The 23,170-nt window shown below is 55.6% G+C and carries 21 protein-coding genes and 1 tRNA gene; 5 read left to right on the forward strand and 17 right to left on the reverse strand.

Features of this window, described 5'->3' with window-relative positions; translation table 11 throughout:
* Nucleotides 1–44: 44 nt before the first annotated feature.
* Together AM379_RS03625 and actS are read right to left on the reverse strand one after the other, a co-directional pair.
* Nucleotides 45–118 (reverse strand) — tRNA-Gly (locus AM379_RS03625).
* An 80-nt stretch (nucleotides 119–198) separates the two neighbouring features.
* A complete protein-coding gene (actS, locus tag AM379_RS03630) occupies nucleotides 199–939 on the reverse strand; it encodes an amidase activator ActS (RefSeq protein WP_020883735.1) in 741 nt (246 codons plus the stop codon).
* Between the two features lie 162 nt (nucleotides 940–1,101).
* Here actS and idi point away from each other — a divergent pair, with 162 nt between their 5' ends.
* The gene (gene idi / locus AM379_RS03635) at nucleotides 1,102–1,644 is read left to right on the forward strand and encodes an isopentenyl-diphosphate Delta-isomerase (protein WP_020883734.1); all 543 of its coding nucleotides are present in this window, start codon (nucleotides 1,102–1,104) and stop codon (nucleotides 1,642–1,644) included.
* Nucleotides 1,645–1,683: 39 nt separating this feature from the next.
* Here the strand turns inward: idi and lysS are convergent, their stop codons facing one another.
* The 5 genes from lysS to xerD form a co-directional block, all read right to left on the reverse strand.
* On the reverse strand, nucleotides 1,684–3,201 hold the full coding sequence (gene lysS / locus AM379_RS03640) for a lysine--tRNA ligase (RefSeq protein ID WP_020883733.1): 1,518 nt from the start codon (nucleotides 3,199–3,201) through the stop codon (nucleotides 1,684–1,686).
* Nucleotides 3,202–3,210: 9 nt separating this feature from the next.
* Nucleotides 3,211–4,309, reverse strand: a protein-coding gene (prfB, locus tag AM379_RS03645; protein WP_104440355.1) for a peptide chain release factor 2 whose coding sequence is annotated in 2 segments (ribosomal slippage) — nucleotides 3,211–4,233 and nucleotides 4,235–4,309 — 1,098 coding nt in all. Because the reading frame shifts where the segments join, the coding sequence is not laid out codon by codon here.
* Between the two features lie 90 nt (nucleotides 4,310–4,399).
* Complete coding sequence (recJ, locus tag AM379_RS03650; RefSeq protein ID WP_032678922.1) at nucleotides 4,400–6,133, reverse strand: single-stranded-DNA-specific exonuclease RecJ; 1,734 nt, start codon at nucleotides 6,131–6,133, stop codon at nucleotides 4,400–4,402.
* A gap of 5 nt (nucleotides 6,134–6,138) precedes the next feature.
* Entirely contained in the window at nucleotides 6,139–6,852 is a 714-nt protein-coding gene (gene dsbC / locus AM379_RS03655; protein WP_020883731.1) for a bifunctional protein-disulfide isomerase/oxidoreductase DsbC, read from the reverse strand.
* Between the two features lie 23 nt (nucleotides 6,853–6,875).
* Nucleotides 6,876–7,772, reverse strand: coding sequence for a site-specific tyrosine recombinase XerD (gene xerD, locus AM379_RS03660; RefSeq protein ID WP_032678923.1), 897 nt, complete (start codon nucleotides 7,770–7,772; stop codon nucleotides 6,876–6,878).
* Between the two features lie 101 nt (nucleotides 7,773–7,873).
* Between xerD and fldB the strand changes: the two genes are divergently transcribed.
* Nucleotides 7,874–8,395 carry a flavodoxin FldB gene (fldB, locus tag AM379_RS03665; protein WP_014171513.1) on the forward strand — a complete coding sequence of 174 codons (522 nt, stop codon included), beginning with the start codon at nucleotides 7,874–7,876 and terminating at the stop codon, nucleotides 8,393–8,395.
* 6 nt (nucleotides 8,396–8,401) lie between these two features.
* Here the strand turns inward: fldB and AM379_RS03670 are convergent, their stop codons facing one another.
* Together AM379_RS03670 and sdhE are read right to left on the reverse strand one after the other, a co-directional pair.
* On the reverse strand, nucleotides 8,402–8,812 hold the full coding sequence (locus tag AM379_RS03670) for a protein YgfX (protein WP_014171514.1): 411 nt from the start codon (nucleotides 8,810–8,812) through the stop codon (nucleotides 8,402–8,404).
* Nucleotides 8,793–9,059: an FAD assembly factor SdhE gene (gene sdhE / locus AM379_RS03675; protein WP_003863437.1), complete on the reverse strand. Its 267-nt coding sequence runs from the start codon at nucleotides 9,057–9,059 to the stop codon at nucleotides 8,793–8,795. Before sdhE ends, AM379_RS03670 begins: the two co-directional genes overlap by 20 nt.
* Nucleotides 9,060–9,353: 294 nt before the next feature.
* Between sdhE and ygfZ the strand changes: the two genes are divergently transcribed.
* Complete coding sequence (gene ygfZ, locus AM379_RS03680) at nucleotides 9,354–10,334, forward strand: tRNA-modifying protein YgfZ (protein ID WP_032678924.1); 981 nt, start codon at nucleotides 9,354–9,356, stop codon at nucleotides 10,332–10,334.
* Between the two features lie 110 nt (nucleotides 10,335–10,444).
* On the opposite strand, the gene trhA is transcribed toward ygfZ, so the two are convergent.
* Nucleotides 10,445–11,104: a PAQR family membrane homeostasis protein TrhA gene (gene trhA, locus AM379_RS03685; protein ID WP_014171517.1), complete on the reverse strand. Its 660-nt coding sequence runs from the start codon at nucleotides 11,102–11,104 to the stop codon at nucleotides 10,445–10,447.
* A gap of 266 nt (nucleotides 11,105–11,370) precedes the next feature.
* On the opposite strand from trhA, the gene AM379_RS03690 reads away from it, so the two are divergent.
* Nucleotides 11,371–12,102, forward strand: a complete 732-nt coding sequence (locus AM379_RS03690; protein ID WP_020883729.1) for a MurR/RpiR family transcriptional regulator — start codon at nucleotides 11,371–11,373, stop codon at nucleotides 12,100–12,102.
* A 116-nt stretch (nucleotides 12,103–12,218) separates the two neighbouring features.
* Nucleotides 12,219–13,652 (forward strand): 6-phospho-beta-glucosidase BglA, encoded by a 1,434-nt coding sequence (bglA, locus tag AM379_RS03695; protein WP_032678925.1) that lies wholly within the window; start codon nucleotides 12,219–12,221, stop codon nucleotides 13,650–13,652.
* Between the two features lie 36 nt (nucleotides 13,653–13,688).
* Here the strand turns inward: bglA and AM379_RS03700 are convergent, their stop codons facing one another.
* The 7 genes from AM379_RS03700 to pepP form a co-directional block, all read right to left on the reverse strand.
* Nucleotides 13,689–14,432, reverse strand: a complete 744-nt coding sequence (locus AM379_RS03700; protein ID WP_025203278.1) for an SDR family oxidoreductase — start codon at nucleotides 14,430–14,432, stop codon at nucleotides 13,689–13,691.
* 74 nt (nucleotides 14,433–14,506) lie between these two features.
* A complete protein-coding gene (gcvP, locus tag AM379_RS03705) occupies nucleotides 14,507–17,380 on the reverse strand; it encodes an aminomethyl-transferring glycine dehydrogenase (protein ID WP_032678926.1) in 2,874 nt (957 codons plus the stop codon).
* A gap of 124 nt (nucleotides 17,381–17,504) precedes the next feature.
* Nucleotides 17,505–17,894 (reverse strand): glycine cleavage system protein GcvH, encoded by a 390-nt coding sequence (gene gcvH, locus AM379_RS03710; RefSeq protein ID WP_020883725.1) that lies wholly within the window; start codon nucleotides 17,892–17,894, stop codon nucleotides 17,505–17,507.
* Nucleotides 17,895–17,917: 23 nt separating this feature from the next.
* Nucleotides 17,918–19,012: a glycine cleavage system aminomethyltransferase GcvT gene (gene gcvT / locus AM379_RS03715; RefSeq protein ID WP_020883724.1), complete on the reverse strand. Its 1,095-nt coding sequence runs from the start codon at nucleotides 19,010–19,012 to the stop codon at nucleotides 17,918–17,920.
* Between the two features lie 430 nt (nucleotides 19,013–19,442).
* Nucleotides 19,443–20,645 (reverse strand): FAD-dependent 2-octaprenylphenol hydroxylase, encoded by a 1,203-nt coding sequence (gene ubiI, locus AM379_RS03725; RefSeq protein ID WP_049023379.1) that lies wholly within the window; start codon nucleotides 20,643–20,645, stop codon nucleotides 19,443–19,445.
* Between the two features lie 12 nt (nucleotides 20,646–20,657).
* Nucleotides 20,658–21,836 carry a 2-octaprenyl-6-methoxyphenyl hydroxylase gene (ubiH, locus tag AM379_RS03730; protein ID WP_049023380.1) on the reverse strand — a complete coding sequence of 393 codons (1,179 nt, stop codon included), beginning with the start codon at nucleotides 21,834–21,836 and terminating at the stop codon, nucleotides 20,658–20,660.
* The gene (pepP, locus tag AM379_RS03735) at nucleotides 21,833–23,146 is read right to left on the reverse strand and encodes a Xaa-Pro aminopeptidase (RefSeq protein WP_106504346.1); all 1,314 of its coding nucleotides are present in this window, start codon (nucleotides 23,144–23,146) and stop codon (nucleotides 21,833–21,835) included. Before pepP ends, ubiH begins: the two co-directional genes overlap by 4 nt.
* Nucleotides 23,147–23,170 lie beyond the last annotated feature (24 nt).

The following is a 23,170-nucleotide window of genomic DNA, read 5'->3' on the forward strand; positions in this document are numbered from 1 at the left end:
CGTAACTAACTGATAAATCATAACTTGTTGATTTATCAGGAGATTGGAGCGGGCGAAGGGAATCGAACCCTCGTATAGAGCTTGGGAAGCTCTCGTTCTACCATTGAACTACGCCCGCTTTGAGGTGCGTAAGGCATTATAGACCTTACGCCTCTTCATACAAGCCTCTTTGCAACTAAATGGCGATTATATAATCACTTAGCACTTTGGCTTACTGCCTGGCGCCGGAAGATAACGCTGCGGATCGATGGCTGTGGCGCGATAGCGGATCTGGAAGTGTAACTTCACCGAGTCCGTACCGGTACTGCCCATGGTGGCAATCTTCTGCCCAGCCTTCACATTCTGCCCGTTGTTCACCAGCATCGTATCGTTGTGGGCATAGGCAGTGATGTAATCTTCCCCATGCTTAATCATGATCAGGTTACCGTAACCGCGCAGCTGGTTGCCGACGTAGACCACCTTCCCTGCCCCTGATGCATAGACTGGCGTGCCGCGCGCAGCAGCGATATCAATGCCTTTATTGCCCCCCTCAGACAAGGAGTAAGGCAACACGACCTTGCCGCTGGCAGGCCAGACCCAGCAACGCTGGCCGACCGGAGGCCATGAGGACTGCGGCACCGCGTAAGACGGCGTCACTTTAGCTGTTTTGCCTTTTGAGGGTTTCTTCGTTGAAGACGCGCCACCGTTAACCTTCAGTTTCTGCCCCACCTCAATGGTGTAGGGTGGAGAGATGTTATTCAGACGCGCCAGGTCCTTCACGCTGGTCCCCGTTGCGCGCGAAATCCGATACAGCGTATCCCCGCGCTTAACGGTATAAACCGCACCGGAATAGCTGCCCATATCCGACGACTTGCTTCCTGAACAGCCTGCCAGTAATAGCGTCAGCGTCAGACAAAAAACGGCGGTAATGGGATTTCTCGTCAGGCTTCCTGCAAACAAAACAGATCCTCGGTCAGCGTGAATGGCGCACTATGATACCAGCCCAGACTGATATGGGTCAGCCCTTTTCCGCTCTTGAGAGCAAACGGCGCATGGAGGAATGCAGTATAATGCAGCTGCTGATGGTGCAGAGCCATCCGCATCGTTGGCACTGGAGCATCAATGAGTATTCAAGAACACGTTATTTTGGTAAATGACCAGGGAATGGTGATTGGCACTCAGGAAAAGTACGCCGCGCACACCGCCCACACCCCGCTGCACCTGGCTTTCTCATCGTGGCTTTTTAACGCCAGAGGTGAGTGTCTGGTTACCCGACGCGCCTTAAGCAAAAAAGCCTGGCCAGGCGTCTGGACCAACTCCGTTTGTGGACATCCTCAGTCTGGTGAAAAGACGGAACAGGCTATCATCCGCCGTTGCCGCTTTGAGGTTGGCGCGGAGATCGCCAATATCACTCCCATCGCCTCTGAGTTCCGTTATCGTGAAGCCGATCCTTCGGGGATCGTGGAGAACGAGATTTGCCCGGTATTCGCAGCACGCGTCACCAGCGAACTGCATATTAATCACGATGAAGTGATGGAGTATGAATGGGTCGAGCTGGAAGCGTTGTTCCGCGCACTGGACGCTGCCCCCTGGAGCTTTAGCCCGTGGATGGTGCAGGAAGCGACGGTCGCCCGCGATGCGCTCAGGGCCTTCGCGGCGCAATAAAAAAGCCCCTTTCGGGGCTTTTTTTACTGTCTTAACGGCTTATTTCACCGGGCGCATCGCCGGGAACAGGATCACATCACGGATGGTGTGGCTGTTAGTGAACAGCATAACCATACGGTCGATACCAATCCCCAGACCTGCGGTTGGTGGCAGACCGTGCTCCAGTGCAGTCACATAGTCTTCGTCGAAGAACATCGCTTCGTCATCGCCCGCCGCTTTCGCGTTAACCTGATCCTGGAAGCGCTGAGCCTGATCTTCTGCATCGTTCAGCTCGCTAAAGCCGTTGCCGATTTCGCGGCCACCGATGAAGAACTCAAAGCGGTCAGTGATTTCCGGGTTCATATCATTACGACGCGCCAGCGGAGAAACTTCTGCCGGGTATTCGGTGATGAAGGTCGGCTGAATCAGGTGCGCTTCGGCCACTTCTTCGAAGATCTCGGTCACGATACGGCCCAGACCCCAGCTCTTCTCAACGTTGATACCGATGCTTTCCGCGATCGCTTTCGCAGAGTCGAAGTTATCCAGATCGGCCATGTTGGTTTCTGGACGGTATTTCATGATCGCTTCGCGCATGGTCAGTTTTTCAAACGGCTTGCCGAAGTCGAAGACTTCTTCACCGTAAGGCACTTTAGTGGTGCCCAGAATGTCCTGCGCCAGGGTACGGAACAGTGATTCGGTCAGCTCGATCAGATCTTTATAATCCGCATACGCCATATAGAGTTCCATCATGGTGAACTCTGGGTTATGACGCACGGAGATGCCTTCGTTACGGAAGTTACGGTTGATTTCGAACACGCGGTCAAAACCACCGACGACCAGACGCTTCAGGTACAGTTCCGGCGCGATACGCAGGTACATGTCCAGATCGAGGGCGTTGTGATGGGTGATGAACGGACGTGCAGACGCACCGCCTGGGATCACCTGCATCATTGGGGTTTCCACTTCCATAAAGTCGCGGTTAACCATGAACTGACGGATACCGGCCATGATCTGAGAGCGAATCTTGAAGGTCTTACGGGATTCATCGTTGGAGATGAGATCCAGGTAACGCTGACGGTAGCGCGCTTCCTGATCCTGCAGGCCATGGAATTTGTCCGGCAGCGGGCGCAGGGCTTTGGTCAGCAGACGCAGTTCGGTGCAATGGATAGACAGCTCACCGGTCTTGGTTTTGAACAGCTTACCTTTCGCCCCCAGGATATCGCCCAGGTCCCACTTCTTGAACTGCTCGTTGTAGATGCCTTCCGGCAGGTCGTCACGGGAGACGTACAGCTGAATACGGCCGCCAACGTCCTGCAGCGTCACGAAGGAGGCTTTACCCATGATACGACGGGTCATCATGCGGCCAGCAACGGCCACTTCGATGTTCAGCGCTTCCAGCTCTTCGTTCTCTTTACCGTCGAAGTCAGCGTGCAGTTGGTCTGAGGTATGGTCACGACGAAAATCGTTCGGGAACGGCACGCCCTGCTCGCGCAGTGCTGCCAGCTTCTCGCGGCGGGTTTTCAGTTCGTTATTAAGATCGACTACCGCGTCAGCGCCCTGTGCTTGTTGTTCAGACATGTTGGTTCCTCATAACCCTGCTTTCAAACTTGCTTCGATAAATTGGTCCAGGCTGCCGTCCAGCACCGCCTGCGTGTTACGGGTTTCAACCCCGGTACGCAGGTCTTTGATGCGGGAGTCATCAAGGACGTAAGAACGGATCTGGCTGCCCCAACCGATGTCAGATTTGTTATCTTCCATCGCCTGTTTCTCAGCATTTTTCTTCTGCATCTCCAGCTCATAAAGCTTCGCTTTCATCTGCTTCATGGCCTGGTCTTTGTTCTTATGCTGGGAACGGTCGTTCTGGCATTGCGTCACCAGCCCGGTTGGAATGTGGGTGATACGCACCGCAGATTCCGTACGGTTAACGTGCTGACCACCCGCGCCGGATGCGCGGTAAACGTCGATACGCAGATCCGCCGGGTTGATGTCGATATCGATATCTTCGTCAACTTCCGGATAGACAAACGCGGAGCTGAAGGAGGTGTGACGACGGCCGCCGGAGTCGAACGGGCTCTTACGCACCAGGCGGTGAACCCCCGTCTCGGTACGCAGCCAGCCGTAGGCGTAATCGCCAATAATCTTGATGGTGACAGATTTAATACCGGCCACTTCACCTTCAGACTCTTCGATGATTTCGGTTTTGAAGCCGCGGGCTTCCGCCCAGCGCAGATACATGCGCATCAGCATGCTGGCCCAGTCCTGGGCTTCGGTACCGCCAGAACCTGCCTGAATATCGAGATAGCAGTCAGCGTTATCGTATTCACCGGAGAACATGCGACGGAATTCAAGCTGTGCCAGCTTCTCTTCGAGCACGTCGAGTTCAGCCACGGCTTCGTTAAAGGTTTCTTCGTCGTCAGCTTCGACGGCCAGCTCCAGTAAACCGGAAACATCTTCCAGCCCCTGAGCCATTTGATCCAGCGTATCTACGATAGCTTCGAGAGAGGAACGCTCTTTACCCAGCGCCTGCGCGCGTTCAGGTTCGTTCCAGACGTCCGGCTGTTCCAGCTCGGCGTTTACTTCTTCAAGACGCTCTTTCTTGGCATCGTAGTCAAAGATACCCCCTAAGAACGTCAGAGCGCTCCGTGAGGTCCTGAATACGGTTTTTTACCGGATTAATTTCAAACATGGTCTGTTTTCTTTTATGGACTTGTCAAAATGCGGTGATAAGAGCGGGATTGTACCGAATCCACGCCCTTTTTTATAGAGATTACTGCCGCTAAATTGGCCAGATATTGTCGATGATGATCTGAAGGGTGCGGTTACCGCGGAACTCGTTTATATCCAGTTTGTAAGCCAGCTCAACTTCGCGCACGCCGTTGTCCGGCCAGACAGCGGTATCGACGTTAAAGGCAATACCGTCCAGCAGCGGGCCACCGCCTACAGGCTCGACCATCACTTTAAGATGGCGCTCACCAACAATGCGCTGTTGCAGCAGACGGAAGCGGCCATCGAACAGGGGTTCCGGGAACATCTGCCCCCACGGCCCTGCATCCCGGAGCATCTGTGCCACTTCCATCGTCATCTCAACCGCCGTGAGTTCGCCATCGGAAACCACTTCGCCCTGCAGCAGGGCCGGGTCAATCCAGTCGGTGACCAGCTCGCCGAACAGACGCTGGAACTCGTCGAACTTCGCCTCTTCCAGCGACAAACCTGCCGCCATGGCATGGCCGCCGAACTTGAGCATCAGACCCGGGTAGAGGGTATCCAGACGCTCCAGCGCATCGCGCATGTGCAGCCCCTGAATCGAACGCCCGGAGCCTTTGAGGGTGCCATCACCAGCCGGTGCAAACGCAATGACCGGGCGGTGGAAACGCTCTTTAATACGCGAAGCCAGAATGCCCACCACGCCCTGATGCCACTCAGGGTGATACATCGCCAGGCCGCCCGGCAGCGTATCGCCGCTGCGTTCCAGTTTTTCGCACAGGGTCAGCGCTTCAACCTGCATTCCCTGTTCAATCTCTTTACGGGTCTGGTTCAGGGCGTCCAGCTCATTAGCCAGCACGCGCGCTTCACCAATGTTGTCGCACAGCAGCAACGCGACGCCAACGGACATGTCGTCCAGTCTGCCGGCCGCGTTCAGGCGAGGCCCCAGGGCGAAGCCCAGATCGCTTGCCGCCAGCTTGAGCGGATCGCGGTTAGCAATCTCAAGCAGCGCTTTGATACCGGGACGGCATTTGCCCGCCCGGATGCGGCTTAAGCCCTGCCAGGTCAGAATACGGTTATTGGTATCGAGCGGCACCACGTCTGCGACGGTCCCCAGTGCGACCAGGTCGAGATACTCGGCCAGGTTCGGCACGGCAATACCGCGGGCGTCGAACCAGCCCTTATCACGCAGCAGCGTGCGTAACGCCAGCATCAGATAAAATGCCACGCCGACGCCTGCGAGTGATTTCGACGGGAAATCGCAGTCGCGCAGGTTCGGGTTGATGATCGCTTCCGCGGCAGGCAGCGTTTCACCCGGCAGGTGGTGATCGGTAACCAGCACCGGGATCCCCAGCTGATGCGCATGATCGACGCCCGCATGGGAAGAGATCCCGTTGTCTACGGTCAGGATAAGCTGTGCGCCGCGGGCATGGGCCTGATCGACCACTTCCGGGCTGAGGCCGTAACCATCTTCAAACCGGTTCGGCACCAGATATGTCACGTTGTCGCAGCCCAGCGCGCGCAGGCTCAGCACGCTCAGCGCGGTACTGGTTGCGCCATCAGCATCAAAATCCCCCACCACCACAATGCGCGTACCTTCACACAGCGCGTTGTAGAGAATTTCTGTGGCTTTTTCGATGCCGTTTAACTGCTGCCATGGCAACATCCCTTTAACGCTGCGCTCAAGGTCGGCAGCGGTACGCACGCCACGGCTGGCGTAAAGCCGCTTTAACAGCGGCGGGAGGTCGTCAGGCAAATCAGCATGTTCAACCGCCTCGCGGCGGCGCAGTTTTATTGGGGCTTTCACGCGAATTATTTACCACCAAACTGTTTCTGGTGCGCGTCGAGGAACTCTTTCATCTCTTTAGGTCCCTGATAACCCGGAACAACATAGCCATTGCTCAGGACAATCGCTGGCGTACCGTTCACGCCAAACTGCACACCCAGCGCGTAGTGGTTAGCGATATCAATGTCGCAGGATGCAGGCTGCACGCCTTTGCCATTCATCGCGTCATCAAAGGCTTTGTTGCGGTCTTTCGCACACCAGATAGCTTTCATATCCTGCTCTGGCTTGCTCTCAACGCCCGCGCGCGGGAAGGCCAGATAACGCACGGTGATCCCCAGCGCGTTGTAATCTTTCATCTCTTCATGCAGCTTATGGCAGTAGCCACAGGTGATGTCGGTGAAGACGGTAATGACGTGTTTTTCCTGCGCCGCTTTATAAACGATCATCTCTTTTTCGAGCGCGTTCAGGTTTTTCATCAACAGCTGGTTGGTTACGTTGACCGGCTGTGCACCGCTCACGTCGTACATTGGCCCCTGAATAATGTGTTTTCCGTCTTCGGTCACGTACAGCACGCCGCTGTTCGTCAGAACCGTTTTCATGCCGGCAACCGGTGCAGACTGGATATCACTGCTGGTGACGCCAAGCTTCGCCAGAGACTGTTTGATAGCGGCGTCATCCGCATGGGCAAAACCGGTAAATGAGGCTGCCAGCAGGGTGAACAGCGCGAAAGACTTTTTCATATAAGATCCTAATTCGTCGGCACTCACGCTCGTGGGTGGTGCTGTTGGTGTAGCTGCCGCAGCCGTTCCGTCGCGACATGGGTATAAATTTGGGTCGTGGAAAGATCGCTGTGTCCCAGCAGCATCTGCACCACGCGCAGGTCGGCGCCATGGTTCAGCAGATGCGTCGCAAAGGCATGACGCAAAACGTGTGGCGAAAGCTTTTCACTGTCGATACCCGCCAGTGTGGCGTAATGTTTGATGCGATGCCAGAACGTTTGCCGCGTCATCTGTTGTGCGCGCTGGCTGGGGAACAAGACGTCGATTGAAGCGCCATTAAGCAACCATGGACGACCGTGATCCAGATACGTTTCCAGCCAGTACACCGCCTCTTCACCCAGCGGCACCAGCCTTTCCTTGTTTCCTTTACCGATTACGCGAACCACGCCCTGACGAAGGCTAATGTCGCTCATCGTCAGGCCGACCAGTTCAGAAACACGCAAACCGGTAGCATACAATAGCTCAAGCATGGCTTTATCGCGTAACTCCAGCGGCAGGTCAACTGCGGGTGACTGTAATAATCTCTCAACTTGTGCTTCGCTGAGATCTTTCGGCAGCCGCTGCGGGAGTTTCGGGGAGGCCAGGAGCGCACTGGGATCGTCTTCGCGAATTTTTTCACGGTTGAGATGCTGGAACAGCCGACGCATTGCGCTGAGCAAACGTGCGGAACTGGTGGCCTTGTAGCCCCCTTCCATCCGCTCGCCCAGCAGCGCCTGCAGGTCGTCGCTTTGGGCGTTCGCCAGCGACAGCCCACGGTGCGCCAGCCACTCCACCAGCATGGTGAGATCGCGCCGGTAGGCACTGAGCGTATTCTCGGCCAGGTTCTTCTCCAGCCACAGTGCATCGAGAAACTGTTCGATGAGTGCGAGATCCTTTTCCACATCAGCCCCTTTGATTCTGCAGTCAGGCCATTATGCCTGATTGCTACCGGTTTCTGGTACACTACGCACAAAGTCAAAGCAAGAATTGAGATAGTCACGCGATGAATATTGGTCTGTTCTATGGTTCCAGCACCTGCTACACCGAAATGGCGGCAGAGAAAATTCGGGACATCATTGGCCCGGAACTGGTGACGTTGCATAACCTGAAAGATGACGCGCTTACGCTGATGGAGCAGTACGACGTGCTGATCCTCGGCATCCCGACCTGGGATTTCGGCGAAATACAGGAAGACTGGGAAGCCATCTGGGACCAGCTTGATACGCTTAACCTCGACGGCAAAATCATTGCCATGTACGGCATGGGAGATCAGCTGGGTTACGGTGAGTGGTTCCTGGACGCACTTGGCATGCTGCACGACAAACTGGCACCGAAGGGCGTCACGTTTATCGGTTACTGGCCAACCGAAGGGTACGAGTTCACCAGTAAGAAACCGATTATTGCCGATGGGCAGCTGTTTGTCGGGCTGGCACTGGATGAAACCAACCAGTACGATCTCAGCGATGAGCGCCTGCAAAGCTGGTGTGAGCAGATTCTGGGCGAAATGGCAGAACAGTTTAGCTAACGCGAATTACTCCTGCGTCAGCTGCTGTAATAACATCCGACGCAGGTCCCGCCACTCAGCGCTATCCATACTGTCCGCAGCCAGCCACAGATGCTGGCGACGCCCGCTGTCCACGCTACGTAGCCGCAGCATCATGCCGGAAGCGATCATCCAGGGCATACCGAGAATTTCCCACTCTTTTCCCTGCCAGCGCAGGCGGGAATCCATCAGTAATTTGATCTCCCCCTGACGGGCATGAATGCGGCGCTGGCTGCGCACGCTGTCAAACACCACAAACGACAGCAACAGCAGCCACAGAGGCGTATAGCTAAGCGGCCACGGCATCAGTAACACAAAGGCCGCGACCAGGCCGTGGAGCAACAACGACATCCACTGCGAGCGCCACGAGACGCGAAGGTCAGATTGCCACAGGACCACGTTCCTGATTCCGTGTTTGAATTAATTGCACCATCCGTTGCAACTCGGTGTCGGCGGGTTTGCCGTGATTCATCAGCCAGTTAAATAAATCAGGATCGTCAGACTCAAGCAGGCGAACAAACAGACGCTTATCATCATCGCTTAAGCTGTCATACTCATATTCGAAGAAAGGCATGATGGAAATATCAAGTTCACGCATGCCGCGACGGCACGCCCAGTGAATACGGGCCTTGTTGTTAATATCCATGTTCTGTTTCCTGCATTACGTTTGGCACAGTCGGCACCCCGTCCAGTGTTCTTGATTTCTCTGCGGGGACACCAGCTAGTGTAACGTGTTTTTGACCGTTTCTTTACTGGAATATTGCGAACCACGAGCGCGCTTCCACAATAAACCCTATAAAAACAGCGGATTACACTATTTTGCGTGGCGCTACGCATAACCGGGTTATGGCACAAATGGCCTGTTGAAAGCGCTTGCAATGCCAGCAGGCTCTTTTACCATTAGGCATTATCAAAGCGTTAAGCAATTCAGGATATCGTTATGGCCTTTACACCATTTTCTCCTCGCCAGCCCGCCGCCTCTGCGCGTCTGCCGCTGACGCTTATTACTCTTGATGACTGGGCGCTGGCGACACTCACCGGTGCAGACAGCGAAAAATACCTGCAGGGCCAGGTAACCGCCGACGTCAGCCAGATGGACGAACACCAGCATCTGCTGGTCGCACACTGCGATCCAAAAGGGAAGATGTGGAGCAACCTGCGCCTTTTCCGTCGTCAGGAGGGTTTTGCCTTTATTGAGCGCCGCAACCTGCGCGACGCGCAGCTCACCGAGCTGAAAAAATACGCGGTCTTCTCAAAAGTCACTATCGCCGCGGATGATGAACACGTTCTGCTGGGCGTGGCAGGCTTCCAGGCCCGTGCGGCGCTGAAAAATCTGTTCAGTGAGCTCCCGGATGCCCAGAAACAGGTCGTCAGCGAAGGCGCAACGTCTATCCTGTGGTTTGAACACCCGGCGGAACGCTTTCTGTTAGTCACGGATACCGCGACCGCCGAACGCGTCACCGAGGCGCTGCGCGGTGAAGCCCAGTTTAATAACAGCCAACAGTGGCTGGCGCTGAACATTGAAGCCGGTCTGCCGGTGATTGACGCCGCAAACAGCGGGCAGTTCATTCCTCAGGCCACCAACCTGCAGGCGCTGGGTGGCATTAGCTTTAAGAAAGGGTGCTATACCGGCCAGGAGATGGTGGCACGCGCCAAATTCCGCGGAGCCAACAAACGCGCACTGTGGACCCTGGCGGGCCACGCCAGCCGCGTGCCTGACGCTGGTGAAGATTTAGAGCTGAAGATGGGCGAGAACTGGCGCCGTACCGGCACGGTGTTAGCCGCAGTTCAACTGGATGATGGCCGCCTTCTGGTTCAGGCCGTCATGAACAACGATATGGAAGCCGACAGCGTGTTCCGCGTGCGTGACGATGCCAATACACTGAGCATTGAGCCACTGCCGTATTCGCTGGAAGAGTAAGGCGTCATTGCCCGGCGACGAGATAAAAAAACGGTAACCTGACGGTTACCGTTTTTTTTTGCTTACTCTCACGAAGAGAGGGCGGAGGCAAGAAGATCAACGTTCTGAAATTAAACCTGCCCCACATAGAGATAAATCGCTAAAAAGTGGCACACGCTACCGCCCAGCACAAACCCATGCCAGATAGCATGATTGTACGGGATACGCTTGCAGACATAGAAAATGACGCCCAGCGAGTAGACGATGCCCCCAACGGCCAGAAGCGTCACGCCCCCTACCGCCAGCTTGATCGCCAGTTGATAAACCACAATCAGCGAAAGCCAGCCCATCGTGAGATAGGTCACCAGCGACAGCACCTTAAACCGGTGCGCAATGGTCAGCTTAAACAGGATCCCCAGCAGCGCCAGGCTCCAGATAACAATCATCAGGCCACGCGACAGCGGCGAGTTAAGACCCACCAGCAGGAAAGGCGTGTAGGTCCCTGCAATAAGAAGATAGATAGCGCAGTGGTCGAATTTCTTGAGCCAGATCTTGGCCCGTTGATGCGGGATAGCGTGGTACAGTGTCGACGCCAGGAACAGCAGGATCATACTCCCGCCATACAGACTGTAGCTGGTGATGGCCATTGCGCTGGCATTCGTATCCACCGCCTGCACCAGCAATAACACTAAACCGACAATCCCAAAAACCAGGCCAATACCGTGGCTAATACTGTTGGCTATTTCCTCAGCCAGCGAATATCCCTGTGCAATTAATGGTCTGCTCACCATACAAAACTCCGGGAAAACTAACGATGAATATTCATCACCTGTCTATGCTAACTGAGAATGATTCCAGTGAACACCTGTTAGCTAAAATAATTTCACAAACATAATTTTTATCTATAAATCATGAACATAAACAAATTATTCACCTAACATTTGTTCACATTAAAATTTAATCATTAAGAATCAAGGGCATAAAATTGGATCCTGCCGACTTGCTGCATGTTATGATGGATAAATGATGTCTGAATGAGAGTTTCGCCATTGTGAGTATGTTCACCCACGCCGCCATTGCCAGTCTCAATAATCTGGAAATGATGGTCTACAACTATGTCATTAAAAATCGTGACAAAGTCATGTACATGACCATCCGCGAGCTGGCGGATGCGGCTGGCGTCTCAACGACCACTATCCTGCGCTTTTGCCGCAAACTCAACTGCGAAGGCTACTCTGAATTCCGCGTGCGCTTTAAGCTCTATTTAGAGCAGAACGAACCCCAGCAGGCAAATTTTGGTGCCAGCGAAATTATCAGCTTCTTTAAAGGCGTTAATAACGAAGAGTTCGATGCTTTATTAGATGAGGCGGTCGATATTATTTTATCTTCCGAACGTATTATATTTGTCGGCGCGGGCACGTCTGGCTCGCTGGCAAAATATGGCGCACGCTTCTTTTCGAATATCGGTAAATTCAGCAACCACATCGACGATCCTTATTTCCCGGTCACCAATGATATGGCTAAAAACGCGCTGGCGATTGTGCTGTCGGTATCCGGTGAAACCGAAGAGATCCTGCGCTTTGCCAGCCAGTTTAGCCTGCATCGCTGCAAAGTGCTCTCCATTACCAGCCACGAGCACTCGCGCCTGGCAAAGCTCGCGGACTTTAACCTCTCCTGGCATGTCCCTCAGATGCGGATAGGCGGCGTGTACGATATCACCACACAAATACCCGTCATCTATATTCTCGAATCGCTTGGCCGGAAACTGGCGAAGAAACTGACAGAATAAAACACCCTGTTTTTTCGATGTGACAAATTACATTTTCAGCGAATTGTTATATCGTGACATTTAATTCCGCTTTGCTAGACTCGAACGCAATATGTCATTTACTGAGAATAGCAGCGATGAAAAAACTTACCCTACCAAAAGACTTTTTATGGGGCGGTGCAGTGGCCGCTCACCAGGTTGAAGGCGGCTGGAACAAAGGCGGTAAAGGGCCGAGCATCTGCGATGTCTTAACGGGCGGTGCGCACGGCGTGCCGCGCGAAATCACGCAGGAAGTCGTGCCGGGGAAATACTATCCGAACCACGAAGCTATCGACTTCCATGGCCATTACAAAGAAGACATCAAGCTGTTTGCTGAGATGGGCTTCAAATGTTTCCGCACCTCTATCGCCTGGACGCGCATCTTCCCGAAAGGAGATGAAACACAGCCGAATGAAGAAGGCCTGAAGTTCTACGACGACATGTTCGATGAGCTGCTGAAATACAATATTGAACCGGTCATCACCCTCTCCCACTTCGAAATGCCGCTCCACCTGGTGCAGGAGTACGGCGGCTGGACCAACCGTAAAGTGGTGGATTTCTTTGTGCGCTTCGCGGAAGTGGTGTTTGAGCGTTACAAAAATAAGGTCAAATACTGGATGACCTTTAACGAGATCAACAACCAGCGTAACTGGCGTGCGCCGCTGTTTGGCTACTGCTGCTCAGGCGTGGTTTATACCGAGCATGACAATCCGGAAGAGACCATGTACCAGGTGCTGCACCACCAGTTCGTTGCCAGCGCGCTGGCGGTGAAAGCGGCGCGTCGTATTAACCCGGAAATGAAAGTCGGTTGTATGCTGGCAATGGTGGCGCTCTATCCGTTCTCCTGTAAACCAGAGGACGTGATGTTTGCACAGGAATCCATGCGTGAACGCTATGTCTTTACCGATGTCCAGCTGCGCGGTTACTACCCATCCTATGTGCTTAATGAATGGGAACGCCGTGGCTTCACCATCCATATGGAAGCGGGTGACGAGCAGATCCTGCGTGAAGGCACCTGTGACTATCTGGGCTTCAGCTATTACATGACCAACGCCGTGAAAGCGGAAGGCGGTACTGGCGATGCTATCTCAGGCTTTGAAGGCAGCGTACCGAACCCGCATGTGAAAGCCTCTGACTGGGGCTGGCAGATTGACCCGGTGGGTCTGCGCTATTCCCTGTGCGAACTGTACGAGCGTTATCAGAAACCGCTGTTTATCGTGGAAAACGGCTTTGGCGCCTACGACAAAGTAGAAGAAGACGGCAGCATCAACGATGACTACCGCATCGACTACCTGCGTGCGCACGTGGAAGAGATGATGAAAGCCGTCACGTATGATGGCGTGGATCTGATGGGTTATACCCCGTGGGGCTGCATCGACTGCGTGTCGTTCACTACCGGCCAGTACAGCAAGCGCTACGGCTTTATTTATGTGAACAAGCACGACGACGGTACCGGCGATATGTCACGCTCGCGGAAAAAGAGCTTTAACTGGTACAAAGACGTGATTGCCAGCAACGGCGAGACGCTTTAACGCTTTTCTCCTCTCCCCGACGGGGAGAGGAGATGTTTATTTCCCACCCGCCAGTTCAATAAAACTTCCCGTCACATACGAGGCTTTCTCGCTCAGCAGCCAGACAATCGCCTGCGCCACCTCTTCTGGCTGACCGCCACGCTGCATAGGCAGCATGGATTTGACCCTATCCACCCGGCCCGGCTCACCGCCAGATGCATGAATCTCGGTGTAAATCAGCCCGGGACGTACGCAGTTTACGCGGATCCCTTGCGCTGCCACTTCCAGCGACAATCCCGTCGTCAACGAATCAACAGCACCTTTGGACGCGGCGTAATCCACATATTCACCCGGAGCACCGAGGCGCGATGCCGCGGATGACACGTTCACGATCGCGCCGCCTTTGCCACCATGTCTGAACGACATGCGTTTTACCGCTTCGCGGCAGCAGAGGAAATAACCGGTCACGTTCGTGGCTAACACGCGGTTGATCCGTTCAGCGGAGAGGTGTTCAATCGTGGATTGTTCAAACAGGATCCCGGCGTTGTTCACCAGTGCGGTAAGCGGTCCGGCTTCACGATCGATACTGTCGAACATTGCCAGCACCTGAGCTTCATCACTGATATCTGCGCGCACGGCAAACGCAGTCCCCCCCGCGTCGGTAATCATCGTGATCACGTCCGTCGCGGCTTTAATGTTGTGGTGATAGTTCACCGCCACGGTGTAGCCTTCGCGCGCCAGCTGCAGCGCGGTGGCTTTACCAATACCGCGGCTGGCGCCGGTGACCAGTGCAATTGCCATCTATGTCTCCTTATAAAAAAAGCCGGGTAGCGTTAACGCTGACCCGGCCTGTACACATTATAACCGTGGAACGATTACTGGTATTCGCTCATTGGCACACAAGAGCAGAACAGATTACGGTCACCGTAGACGTCATCGAGACGTTTCACGGTCGGCCAGTATTTGTTTGCTATGCCAGCCGGGAACACCGCCTGCTCACGGGTATAATCGTGCTCCCACCCGGAGACCAGCTCATTCTGGGTGTGCGGTGCGTTAACCAGCGGGTTATCAGCCAGCGTCCACTCACCGGCTTTCACGCGGTCGATTTCAGCGCGGATAGCCAGCATCGCGTCAATAAAGCGGTCCAGCTCAACTTTGCTTTCAGACTCGGTGGGTTCAACCATCAGCGTACCCGCCACCGGGAACGACATGGTTGGCGCATGGAATCCGTAGTCAATCAGACGCTTAGCAATATCCAGTTCGCTGATACCTGTCTCTTCTTTCAAAGGACGGATATCGAGGATGCACTCGTGCGCCACGCGACCATCACGGCCCGTGTAGAGCACCGGATACGCTTCTTTCAGACGCGTTGCGATGTAGTTAGCATTGAGGATAGCCACCTGGCTTGCCTGCTTCAGCCCTTCCGCGCCCATCATGCGGATATACATCCAGCTGATGGGCAGGATTGAGGCGCTACCGAACGGTGCCGCAGAGACCGCGCCCTGACGGGTCAACATGCCTTCAATCTGCACTACGCTGTGGCCTGGGACAAACGGCGCCAGGTGTGCTTTCACACCGATTGGGCCCATACCCGGACCACCACCGCCGTGCGGAATGCAGAAGGTTTTGTGCAGGTTCAGGTGCGACACATCCGCGCCGATAAAGCCCGGAGAGGTAATGCCAACCTGTGCGTTCATGTTCGCACCGTCGAGATAAACCTGACCGCCGAACTGATGGACCACTTCACATACTTCACGGATGGTCTCTTCGTACACACCGTGGGTGGACGGGTAGGTCACCATGATGCAGGAGAGTTTTTCGCCCGCCTGCTCGGCTTTCGCACGCAGATCGGCCAGGTCAATGTTGCCATTCTTGTCGCAGGCCACCACCACCACTTCCATACCCGCCATCTGGGCAGACGCCGGGTTGGTGCCGTGCGCAGAACTTGGGATCAGGCAGATATCGCGATGCCCTTCATTGCGGCTTTCGTGATAGTGACGAATTGCCAGCAGGCCCGCGTATTCCCCCTGCGCCCCGGAGTTTGGCTGCATGCAGAGTGCATCGTAACCGGTCAGCTTCACCAGCCAGTCGGAGAGCTGGTTGATCATCAGATGGTAACCTTCCGCCTGCTCTGGTGGGCAGAACGGGTGCAGTTCGGAAAATTCAGGCCAGGTGATTGGGATCATCTCTGCCGCAGCGTTCAGCTTCATGGTGCAGGAGCCCAGCGGGATCATCGCCTGGTTCAGCGCCAGGTCTTTGCGCTCCAGAGAGTGCATATAGCGCATCATCTCGGTTTCGCTGTGGTAGCGATTGAACACAGGGTGAGTCAGGATCGCATCATCACGCAGCATGCTTTCCTGGATAGAGCGGCTGTCGAGCGCGACATCTTTATCGAGCGTATCAATATCCAGGCCGTGCACATCGCCCAGCAAGACGTTAAACAGGTTTACGATATCTTCGCGGGTAGTGCTTTCATCCAGGGTAATGCCTACCGCGTTATGGATGTCGCTACGCAGGTTGATCTCTGCCGCGTCAGCACGAGCCAGCACCGCGGCTTTGTCAGCCACTTCAACGCACAGCGTGTCAAAGTAATGGGCGTGGCGCAGTTTCAGGCCTTTCTGCTGCAGACCGCAGGCCAGAATATCCGCCAGACGGTGAATACGGCTGGCAATGCGTTTCAGGCCAACCGGACCGTGGAAGACAGCGTACAGGCTGGCGATATTGGCCAGCAGGACCTGCGAGGTACAGATGTTGGAGTTCGCTTTCTCGCGACGAATATGCTGCTCGCGAGTCTGCATTGCCATGCGCAGCGCGGTGTTACCGGCGGCATCTTTTGAAACGCCGATGATACGGCCAGGCATAGAACGTTTGAATTCATCTTTTGCGGCAAAGAACGCCGCATGTGGGCCACCGTAGCCCATCGGGACACCAAAGCGTTGTGCAGAACCGAAAACAATGTCCGCGCCCTGTTTACCTGGAGCCGTCAGCAGGACCAGCGCCATAAAATCAGCCGCGACGCTGACAACCACTTTGCGGGCTTTCAGCTCAGCAATCAGTGCGCTGTAGTCGTGAACGTCGCCGGTGGTGCCGACCTGTTGCAGCAGCACGCCAAACACATCCTGATGATCGAGGACTTTGTCGGCGTCGTCGACAATCACGTCAAAACCAAAGGTTTCGGCACGGGTACGAACCACATCAAGCGTTTGCGGATGCACGTCCGCTGCCACGAAGAAGCGGTTGGCATTTTTCAGTTTGCTCACGCGCTTCGCCATTGCCATTGCTTCGGCGGCGGCGGTGGCTTCATCCAGCAGTGAAGCGGACGCGATATCCAGGCCGGTCAAATCCAGCGTAACCTGCTGGAAGTTCAGCAGCGCTTCCAGACGGCCCTGAGAAACTTCTGGCTGATACGGGGTGTAGGCGGTGTACCAGCCCGGGTTTTCCAGCATATTACGCAGAATAACCGGAGGTAACTGCACGTTGGTGTAGCCCATGCCAATGTAAGACTTATAGCGCTTGTTCAGGCCGGCAATCGCCTTCAGCTCCGCCAGAGCGGCGAATTCAGTGGTGGCTTCACCCACCTGAGGCGGCGTGGCAAGCTGGATGTCTTTTGGCACAATCTGGCCGATCAGTGCATTTAATGAATCCGCGCCAACTGTCTTCAGCATCTCCTGCTGTTGCTGAGCATCCGGCCCAATGTGACGTTCAATGAAGGCGCCACGGTTTTCAAGCTGGCTTAAAGTCTGTGTCATGAGCGATGGTTCCTGAAACGTGCAGTGAATGTGTTTTCTCCCTCTCCCTGAGGGAAAGGGCTGGGGTGAGGGTGTCGTCTGTTCCCCTCACCCTACCCTCCCCCAAAGGGGAGAGGGTTAAGGCTTACTCGTTTTCTAACAGCGCTTCGTACGCGGTGGCATCCAGCAGCGCGGTGACCTGCGATTCGTCGCTGGCTTTGATCTTGAAGATCCAGCCGCCTTCATAAGGCTCGCTGTTCACCAGCTCCGGGGAGTCGCTCAGGGCGTCGTTCACGGCAACAATTTCACCGCTTACCGGGGCGTAGATATCAGAAGCCGCTTTAACGGACTCGGCCACGGCGCAGTCATCGCCTGCTTCCACGGATGCGCCGACTTCAGGCAGGTCGACAAACACCATGTCGCCCAGCAGCTCCTGCGCATGCTCGGTGATCCCTACGGTGTAAGTGCCGTCCGCCTCTTTGCGCAGCCACTCATGTTCTTTGCTGTATTTCAGTTCTGCTGGCACATTGCTCATTGAAGTTCTCCTGATAAAAATGATTAGGCGACCGGCTTACCGGCGCGAACAAAAATCGGTTTGGTCACGTTGACCGGCATTTCACGGTTGCGGATTTGCACCACTGCCGTTTCGCCAATGCCCGCCGGAACACGCGCCAGTGCAATACTGTAGCCCAGCGTCGGGGAGAAGGTACCGCTGGTGATCACGCCTTCACGCGGGTTGCCGTCAGCATCTGTAAAACGCACCGGCAGCTCGCCGCGCAGCACGCCTTTCTCGGTCATCACCAGGCCTACCAGCTGTTCAGTGCCCTTTTCACGCTGCATTTCCAGCGCTTCACGGCCAATAAACTCACGGTCAGCCGGTTCCCAGGCGATGGTCCAGCCCATGTTGGCCGCCAGCGGTGACACGCCTTCATCCATCTCTTGCCCGTAGAGGTTCATACCGGCTTCCAGACGCAGCGTATCGCGCGCGCCCAGACCTGCCGGCTTAACGCCAGCTTCCACCAGCGCACGCCAGAAATCGGCGGCTTTCTCATTCGGCATGGCAATTTCATAGCCCGCTTCACCGGTGTAGCCGGTGGTCGCGATAAACAGATCGCCCGCCTGTACGCCGAAGAACGGCTTCATGCCGTCGGTGGCTTTACGCTGCTCATCGCTGAACAGAGAGGCGGCTTTAGACTGCGCGTTCGGCCCCTGTACGGCGATCAGCGACAGATCATCGCGGACGGTGATGTCGATGGCGTAAGGTTCAGCGTGTTGGGTAATCCAGGAGAGGTCTTTTTCGCGGGTGGCGGAGTTTACAACGAGGCGGAAGAAATCTTCAGAGAAGTAATAGACGATGAGGTCATCAATTACGCCGCCGGAGGCATTCAGCATGCCGGTGTAGAGCGCTTTGCCTGGCGTCTTCAGTTTGGCGACGTCGTTTGCCAGCAGATAACGTAAAAACTCCCGGGTGCGGCTGCCATGCAGGTCGACAATCGTCATGTGTGACACGTCGAACATACCGGCATCGGTGCGCACCGCGTGGTGCTCATCAATCTGCGAGCCGTAGTGCAGCGGCATCATCCAGCCATGGAAGTCCACCATGCGTGCGCCGCATAACACGTGTTGTTCGTACAAAGGAGTCTGTTGAGCCATCTTTTCCTCGTTGAATAAGCAGGGCTGTCTTGCGTTTCGCACACCTGAACAGTGCCACGAAACCCGGCGCCGCGATCGCTTTCTGGACCCCGACGCAAACGTTCTCTTTTACCTGAACTTACCACCGAAACCGGCGATTAACCATAAGGTAAAACGGGTCATCACATTAGCTTATGACCTAAAAACACGAAAAAGCTTACAGAGTTATTCACTGGCAAACTGCGATTAAACCCGCATAAAATTAACATTGCTCTAACAGGATTTAGCAGATGGTGATATTTCATGCGGAAAAACGGGCGGAATTTCCGTAACATAAAAACAGTAAGATTAGATTTTCTAATGCGAAAAATGCGGTGAAATTAGATTATTTCAAACGAGTGAATTTCCCCGGCGCAGAGGCCGGGAAAACAAAGTGTGACGGGGGTCTATATTAGCGCAGCCAGTCCGGCAGGTCGTTAAGACCCATCGCCTGGCGAAGGAGTTGAGGTTTTACGCCCGGAAGGGTATCGGCAAGTTTAAGGCCGAGGTCGCGCAGCAGTTTTTTCGCTGGATTCGCGCCGGCAAACAGCTCACGGAAACCCTGCATGCCTGCCAGCATCACCGCTGCACTGTGCTTACGGCTGCGTTCGTAGCGACGCAGATAGAGATGCTGGCCGATATCTTTGCCTTCGCGATGCAGGCGACGCAACTCTTCTACCAGCTCTGCCGCGTCCATAAAGCCAAGGTTCACGCCCTGCCCGGCCAGCGGGTGGATCGTATGCGCCGCGTCACCCACCAGCGCCAGACGGTGCGCCGCAAACTGACGCGCATAGCGTCCGGTTAACGGGAACACCAGCCGCTCGCTCTCAAGGGTGCATAGCCCAAGACGGTTATCAAACGCGACGCACAGCGCCTGGTTGAATGCCTCGGGAGTCGCTTCCTGCATCTGTTGCGCTTTATCAGGAACCAGAGACCAGACAATCGAACATAGGTGCGGATCGCTCAACGGCAGGAATGCCAGAATGCCGTCATTGTGGAAGATTTGGCGCGCCACCCCACCGTGCGGCTCTTCAGTGCGAATCGTTGCCACCAGAGCATGATGGCGATAGTCCCAGAACGTCAGCGGAATATCCGCCTTGTTACGCAGCCAGGAGTTGGCACCGTCAGCGCCCACAACCAGTCGCGCGGTCAGCATGTCACCGCTTTGCAGGGTGATAAACGCGTCGTTTTCTCCCCAGGCGACCTGCTGGATTTGCGCCGGTGCCAGCAGCGTGACATCGCTGCAGGACTGCGCTTTTTGCCACAACGCATGGTGAATAACGGCATTTTCGATGATGTGTCCCAGATGGCTGTAGCCCATGCTTTCATCATCAAACGCGATATGACCAAAGCTGTCTTTGTCCCACACTTCCATGCCGTGATAACAACTGGCACGCTGCGCCACGATATCTGACCAGACGCCAAGGTGCGTCAGCAATTTTTCACTGGCCGCATTGATTGCCGAGACGCGCAGTCCTGGCGGCGCGTCCTGCGCGACAGGCTGAGGCACGTTTTGCTCCAGTACCGCAACGCGCAGGCCGCTGCCCTGTAAACCACAGGCCAGCGCCAGTCCTACCATTCCGCCGCCAACGATGGCGACATCAACATTTTGCACGGTGATAACTCCTTAACGCGCGACCCAACCAAGAGTCCGCTGCGCCAGCACGTCACGTGCCGGAATGAATAATTCCATCGCCATTAGCCCAAGATTGCGGCCTGCAACCAGGGGTGCCCAGCGATTGGCAAACAGGTGCACCAGACCATCCGTCACACCAATCGTCGCCTCTTTATCTGCCCGGCGTCGCTTCTGGTAATGGCTGAGCACCGACCAGGCACCACAGTCTTTTTGCTCGCTCCACGCCTGTGAAAGCGTTTCTGCCAGGCTCATCACGTCGCGAAGCCCGAGGTTAAACCCCTGCCCGGCGATGGGATGCAATGTCTGCGCGGCATTGCCGACCAGCGCCATGCGATGGGAGATAGACTGCGAGGCGGTGGTCAGCGACAACGGGTATACGCTCCGCTTTCCCGCGTGGGTAATACGTCCCAGCCGCCAGCCAAAGGCTTTTTGCAGCTCGGTACAAAAACGTTCGTCAGACCAGGTTTGTATCTCAGCCGCGTTGTCCTGCGGATGGCACCACACCAACGAACTGCGATCGTGGGACATGGGCAGCATCGCCAGCGGGCCATGCTGGGTGAAACGCTCAAAAGCGCGGCCGTTGTGAGCGCCCGCTGTCGAAACGTTAGCAATGACGGCCACCTGCCCGTAGGGCTGTTGTCGCCACTCCACGCCGCACTGCGTGCCGAGCGAAGAGCGCGAACCGTTTGCCGCTACCAGAAGCTGGCCTTCAAGGACGGTACCGTTTTCCAGCACCACGTTGACCGACGCGTCACTGCGGCTAAAGCTGGCCACACGCGCCGGGCAATGCAGGGTCACGCCTGGCGCATCCTTAAGCAGGCGGAACAGGCGTAACCCGACGTCGTGCAGCTCCACGACCCGGCCCAGCGCATCTATACGGTAATCATGCGCATCCAGGGTAACGAAACCGGCATGACCGCGATCGCTGACGTGAACGGTGTTAATCGCCGTCGCGCAGTCGGCTATCGCCTGCCAGATGCCAATGCGTGAGAGTTGCTGACAGGTACCCTGCGCCAGTGCAATGGCGCGGGCATCAAAACCGGGGTGATCAGAGGCCTCTGGCGCAACGGCCTCCACCAGATGCACCGGCAGTTTTCCCTGCGTAAAATGCGAGATGGCCAGTGCCAGCGTGGCTCCGGTCATCCCGCCGCCAACGATAATCACGCTCATACGCGTGCCGCTGCCATCAGCGCCTCGATATCGTCAGCATTTTTCACGACGCTGGCGGTCAGGTTTTCGTTGCCGGTTTCGGTAATGACGATATCGTCTTCGATACGAATGCCAATCCCACGGTATGCTTCCGGCACGTCGGCATCCGGCGCGATATACAGCCCCGGCTCAACGGTTAATACCATGCCTGGCTCAAGCACGCGGGAACGATCGGCACCGTATGCTCCCACGTCATGCACATCCAGCCCCAGCCAGTGGCTCAGGCCGTGCATAAAGTACGGACGATGCGCGTTCTCGGTAATCAGGGTATCCACGTCGCCTTTCAGGATACCGAGCTTCACCAGACCGGTGATCATGATGCGCACCACTTCGCCGGTCACTTCCTGAATAGACGTGCCCGGACGGTACAGCCTGAGCGCCGTCTCGAGCGATTCGAGGACGATGTCATACACCGCGCGCTGTGCGGGGGTGAATTTACCGTTCACCGGGAACGTACGGGTAATATCGCCCGCATACCCCTGGAATTCGCATCCGGCGTCAATCAACACCAGATCGCCATCGCGCAGCGCACTTTCGTTTTCGGTGTAGTGCAGAATGCAGCCGTTTTCACCGCCACCGACAATGGTGTTGTAAGAAGGATAACGCGCGCCGTGGCGGTTAAATTCGTGATGAATTTCCCCTTCCAGCTGGTATTCAAACATTCCCGGGCGGCATTTCTCCATGGCGCGGGTGTGCGCCAGCGCGCTGATTTCACCCGCGCGGCGCATCACGTCCAGCTCTGCCGGCGATTTGAACAGACGCATCTCATGCACCACCGGACGCCAGTCCGTCAGGGTGGCCGGGGCGGACAGATTCTGCCTCGAACCTTTGCGCAGTTTATCCAGAGCGGTAAAGACAATCTCATCGGCATACGCATACTCGCCCTGCGCGTGGTAAAGCACATCCAGGCCATTCAGCAGTTGATAGAGCTGCTGGTTGATTTCACTGAATGCCAGCGCCCGATCCACCCCCAGCTTCTCTGGCGCAGCCTCTTGCCCTAAGCGACGGCCAAACCAGATTTCCGCAGTGAGATCGCGTACGCGGTTAAAAATCACGCTGTGGTTGTGGGTGTCATTACTCTTAATCAGCACCAGTACCGCTTCCGGCTCGTTGAAGCCGGTGAAGTACCAGAAATCGCTGCTCTGGCGATAGGGGTATTCGCTGTCGGCGCTGCGCGTCACTTCTGGCGCAGCAAAAATCAGCGCGGCGCTGCCCGGCTGCATATTGGCCAGCAGCGCCTGACGACGGCGCGAATACTCTTGATTTGAGATAACCATGACACCCTCCTGTGCGTT

This window comes from Enterobacter cloacae complex sp. FDA-CDC-AR_0132 (assembly GCF_003010695.1).
GTDB lineage: Bacteria > Pseudomonadota > Gammaproteobacteria > Enterobacterales > Enterobacteriaceae > Enterobacter > Enterobacter ludwigii.

Excerpts from the sequence above, each read along its gene's own strand:
- idi (WP_020883734.1), top strand. The coding sequence starts at position 1,102 with ATGAGTATTCAAGAACACGTTATTTTGGTAAATGACCAGGGAATGGTG.
- lysS (WP_020883733.1), bottom strand. The coding sequence starts at position 3,201 with ATGTCTGAACAACAAGCACAGGGCGCTGACGCGGTAGTCGATCTTAAT.
- dsbC (WP_020883731.1), bottom strand. The coding sequence starts at position 6,852 with ATGAAAAAGTCTTTCGCGCTGTTCACCCTGCTGGCAGCCTCATTTACC.
- fldB (WP_014171513.1), top strand. The coding sequence starts at position 7,874 with ATGAATATTGGTCTGTTCTATGGTTCCAGCACCTGCTACACCGAAATG.
- sdhE (WP_003863437.1), bottom strand. The coding sequence starts at position 9,059 with ATGGATATTAACAACAAGGCCCGTATTCACTGGGCGTGCCGTCGCGGC.
- ygfZ (WP_032678924.1), top strand. The coding sequence starts at position 9,354 with ATGGCCTTTACACCATTTTCTCCTCGCCAGCCCGCCGCCTCTGCGCGT.
- trhA (WP_014171517.1), bottom strand. The coding sequence starts at position 11,104 with ATGGTGAGCAGACCATTAATTGCACAGGGATATTCGCTGGCTGAGGAA.
- AM379_RS03690 (WP_020883729.1), top strand. The coding sequence starts at position 11,371 with ATGTTCACCCACGCCGCCATTGCCAGTCTCAATAATCTGGAAATGATG.
- bglA (WP_032678925.1), top strand. The coding sequence starts at position 12,219 with ATGAAAAAACTTACCCTACCAAAAGACTTTTTATGGGGCGGTGCAGTG.
- AM379_RS03700 (WP_025203278.1), bottom strand. The coding sequence starts at position 14,432 with ATGGCAATTGCACTGGTCACCGGCGCCAGCCGCGGTATTGGTAAAGCC.
- gcvP (WP_032678926.1), bottom strand. The coding sequence starts at position 17,380 with ATGACACAGACTTTAAGCCAGCTTGAAAACCGTGGCGCCTTCATTGAA.
- gcvH (WP_020883725.1), bottom strand. The coding sequence starts at position 17,894 with ATGAGCAATGTGCCAGCAGAACTGAAATACAGCAAAGAACATGAGTGG.
- gcvT (WP_020883724.1), bottom strand. The coding sequence starts at position 19,012 with ATGGCTCAACAGACTCCTTTGTACGAACAACACGTGTTATGCGGCGCA.
- ubiH (WP_049023380.1), bottom strand. The coding sequence starts at position 21,836 with ATGAGCGTGATTATCGTTGGCGGCGGGATGACCGGAGCCACGCTGGCA.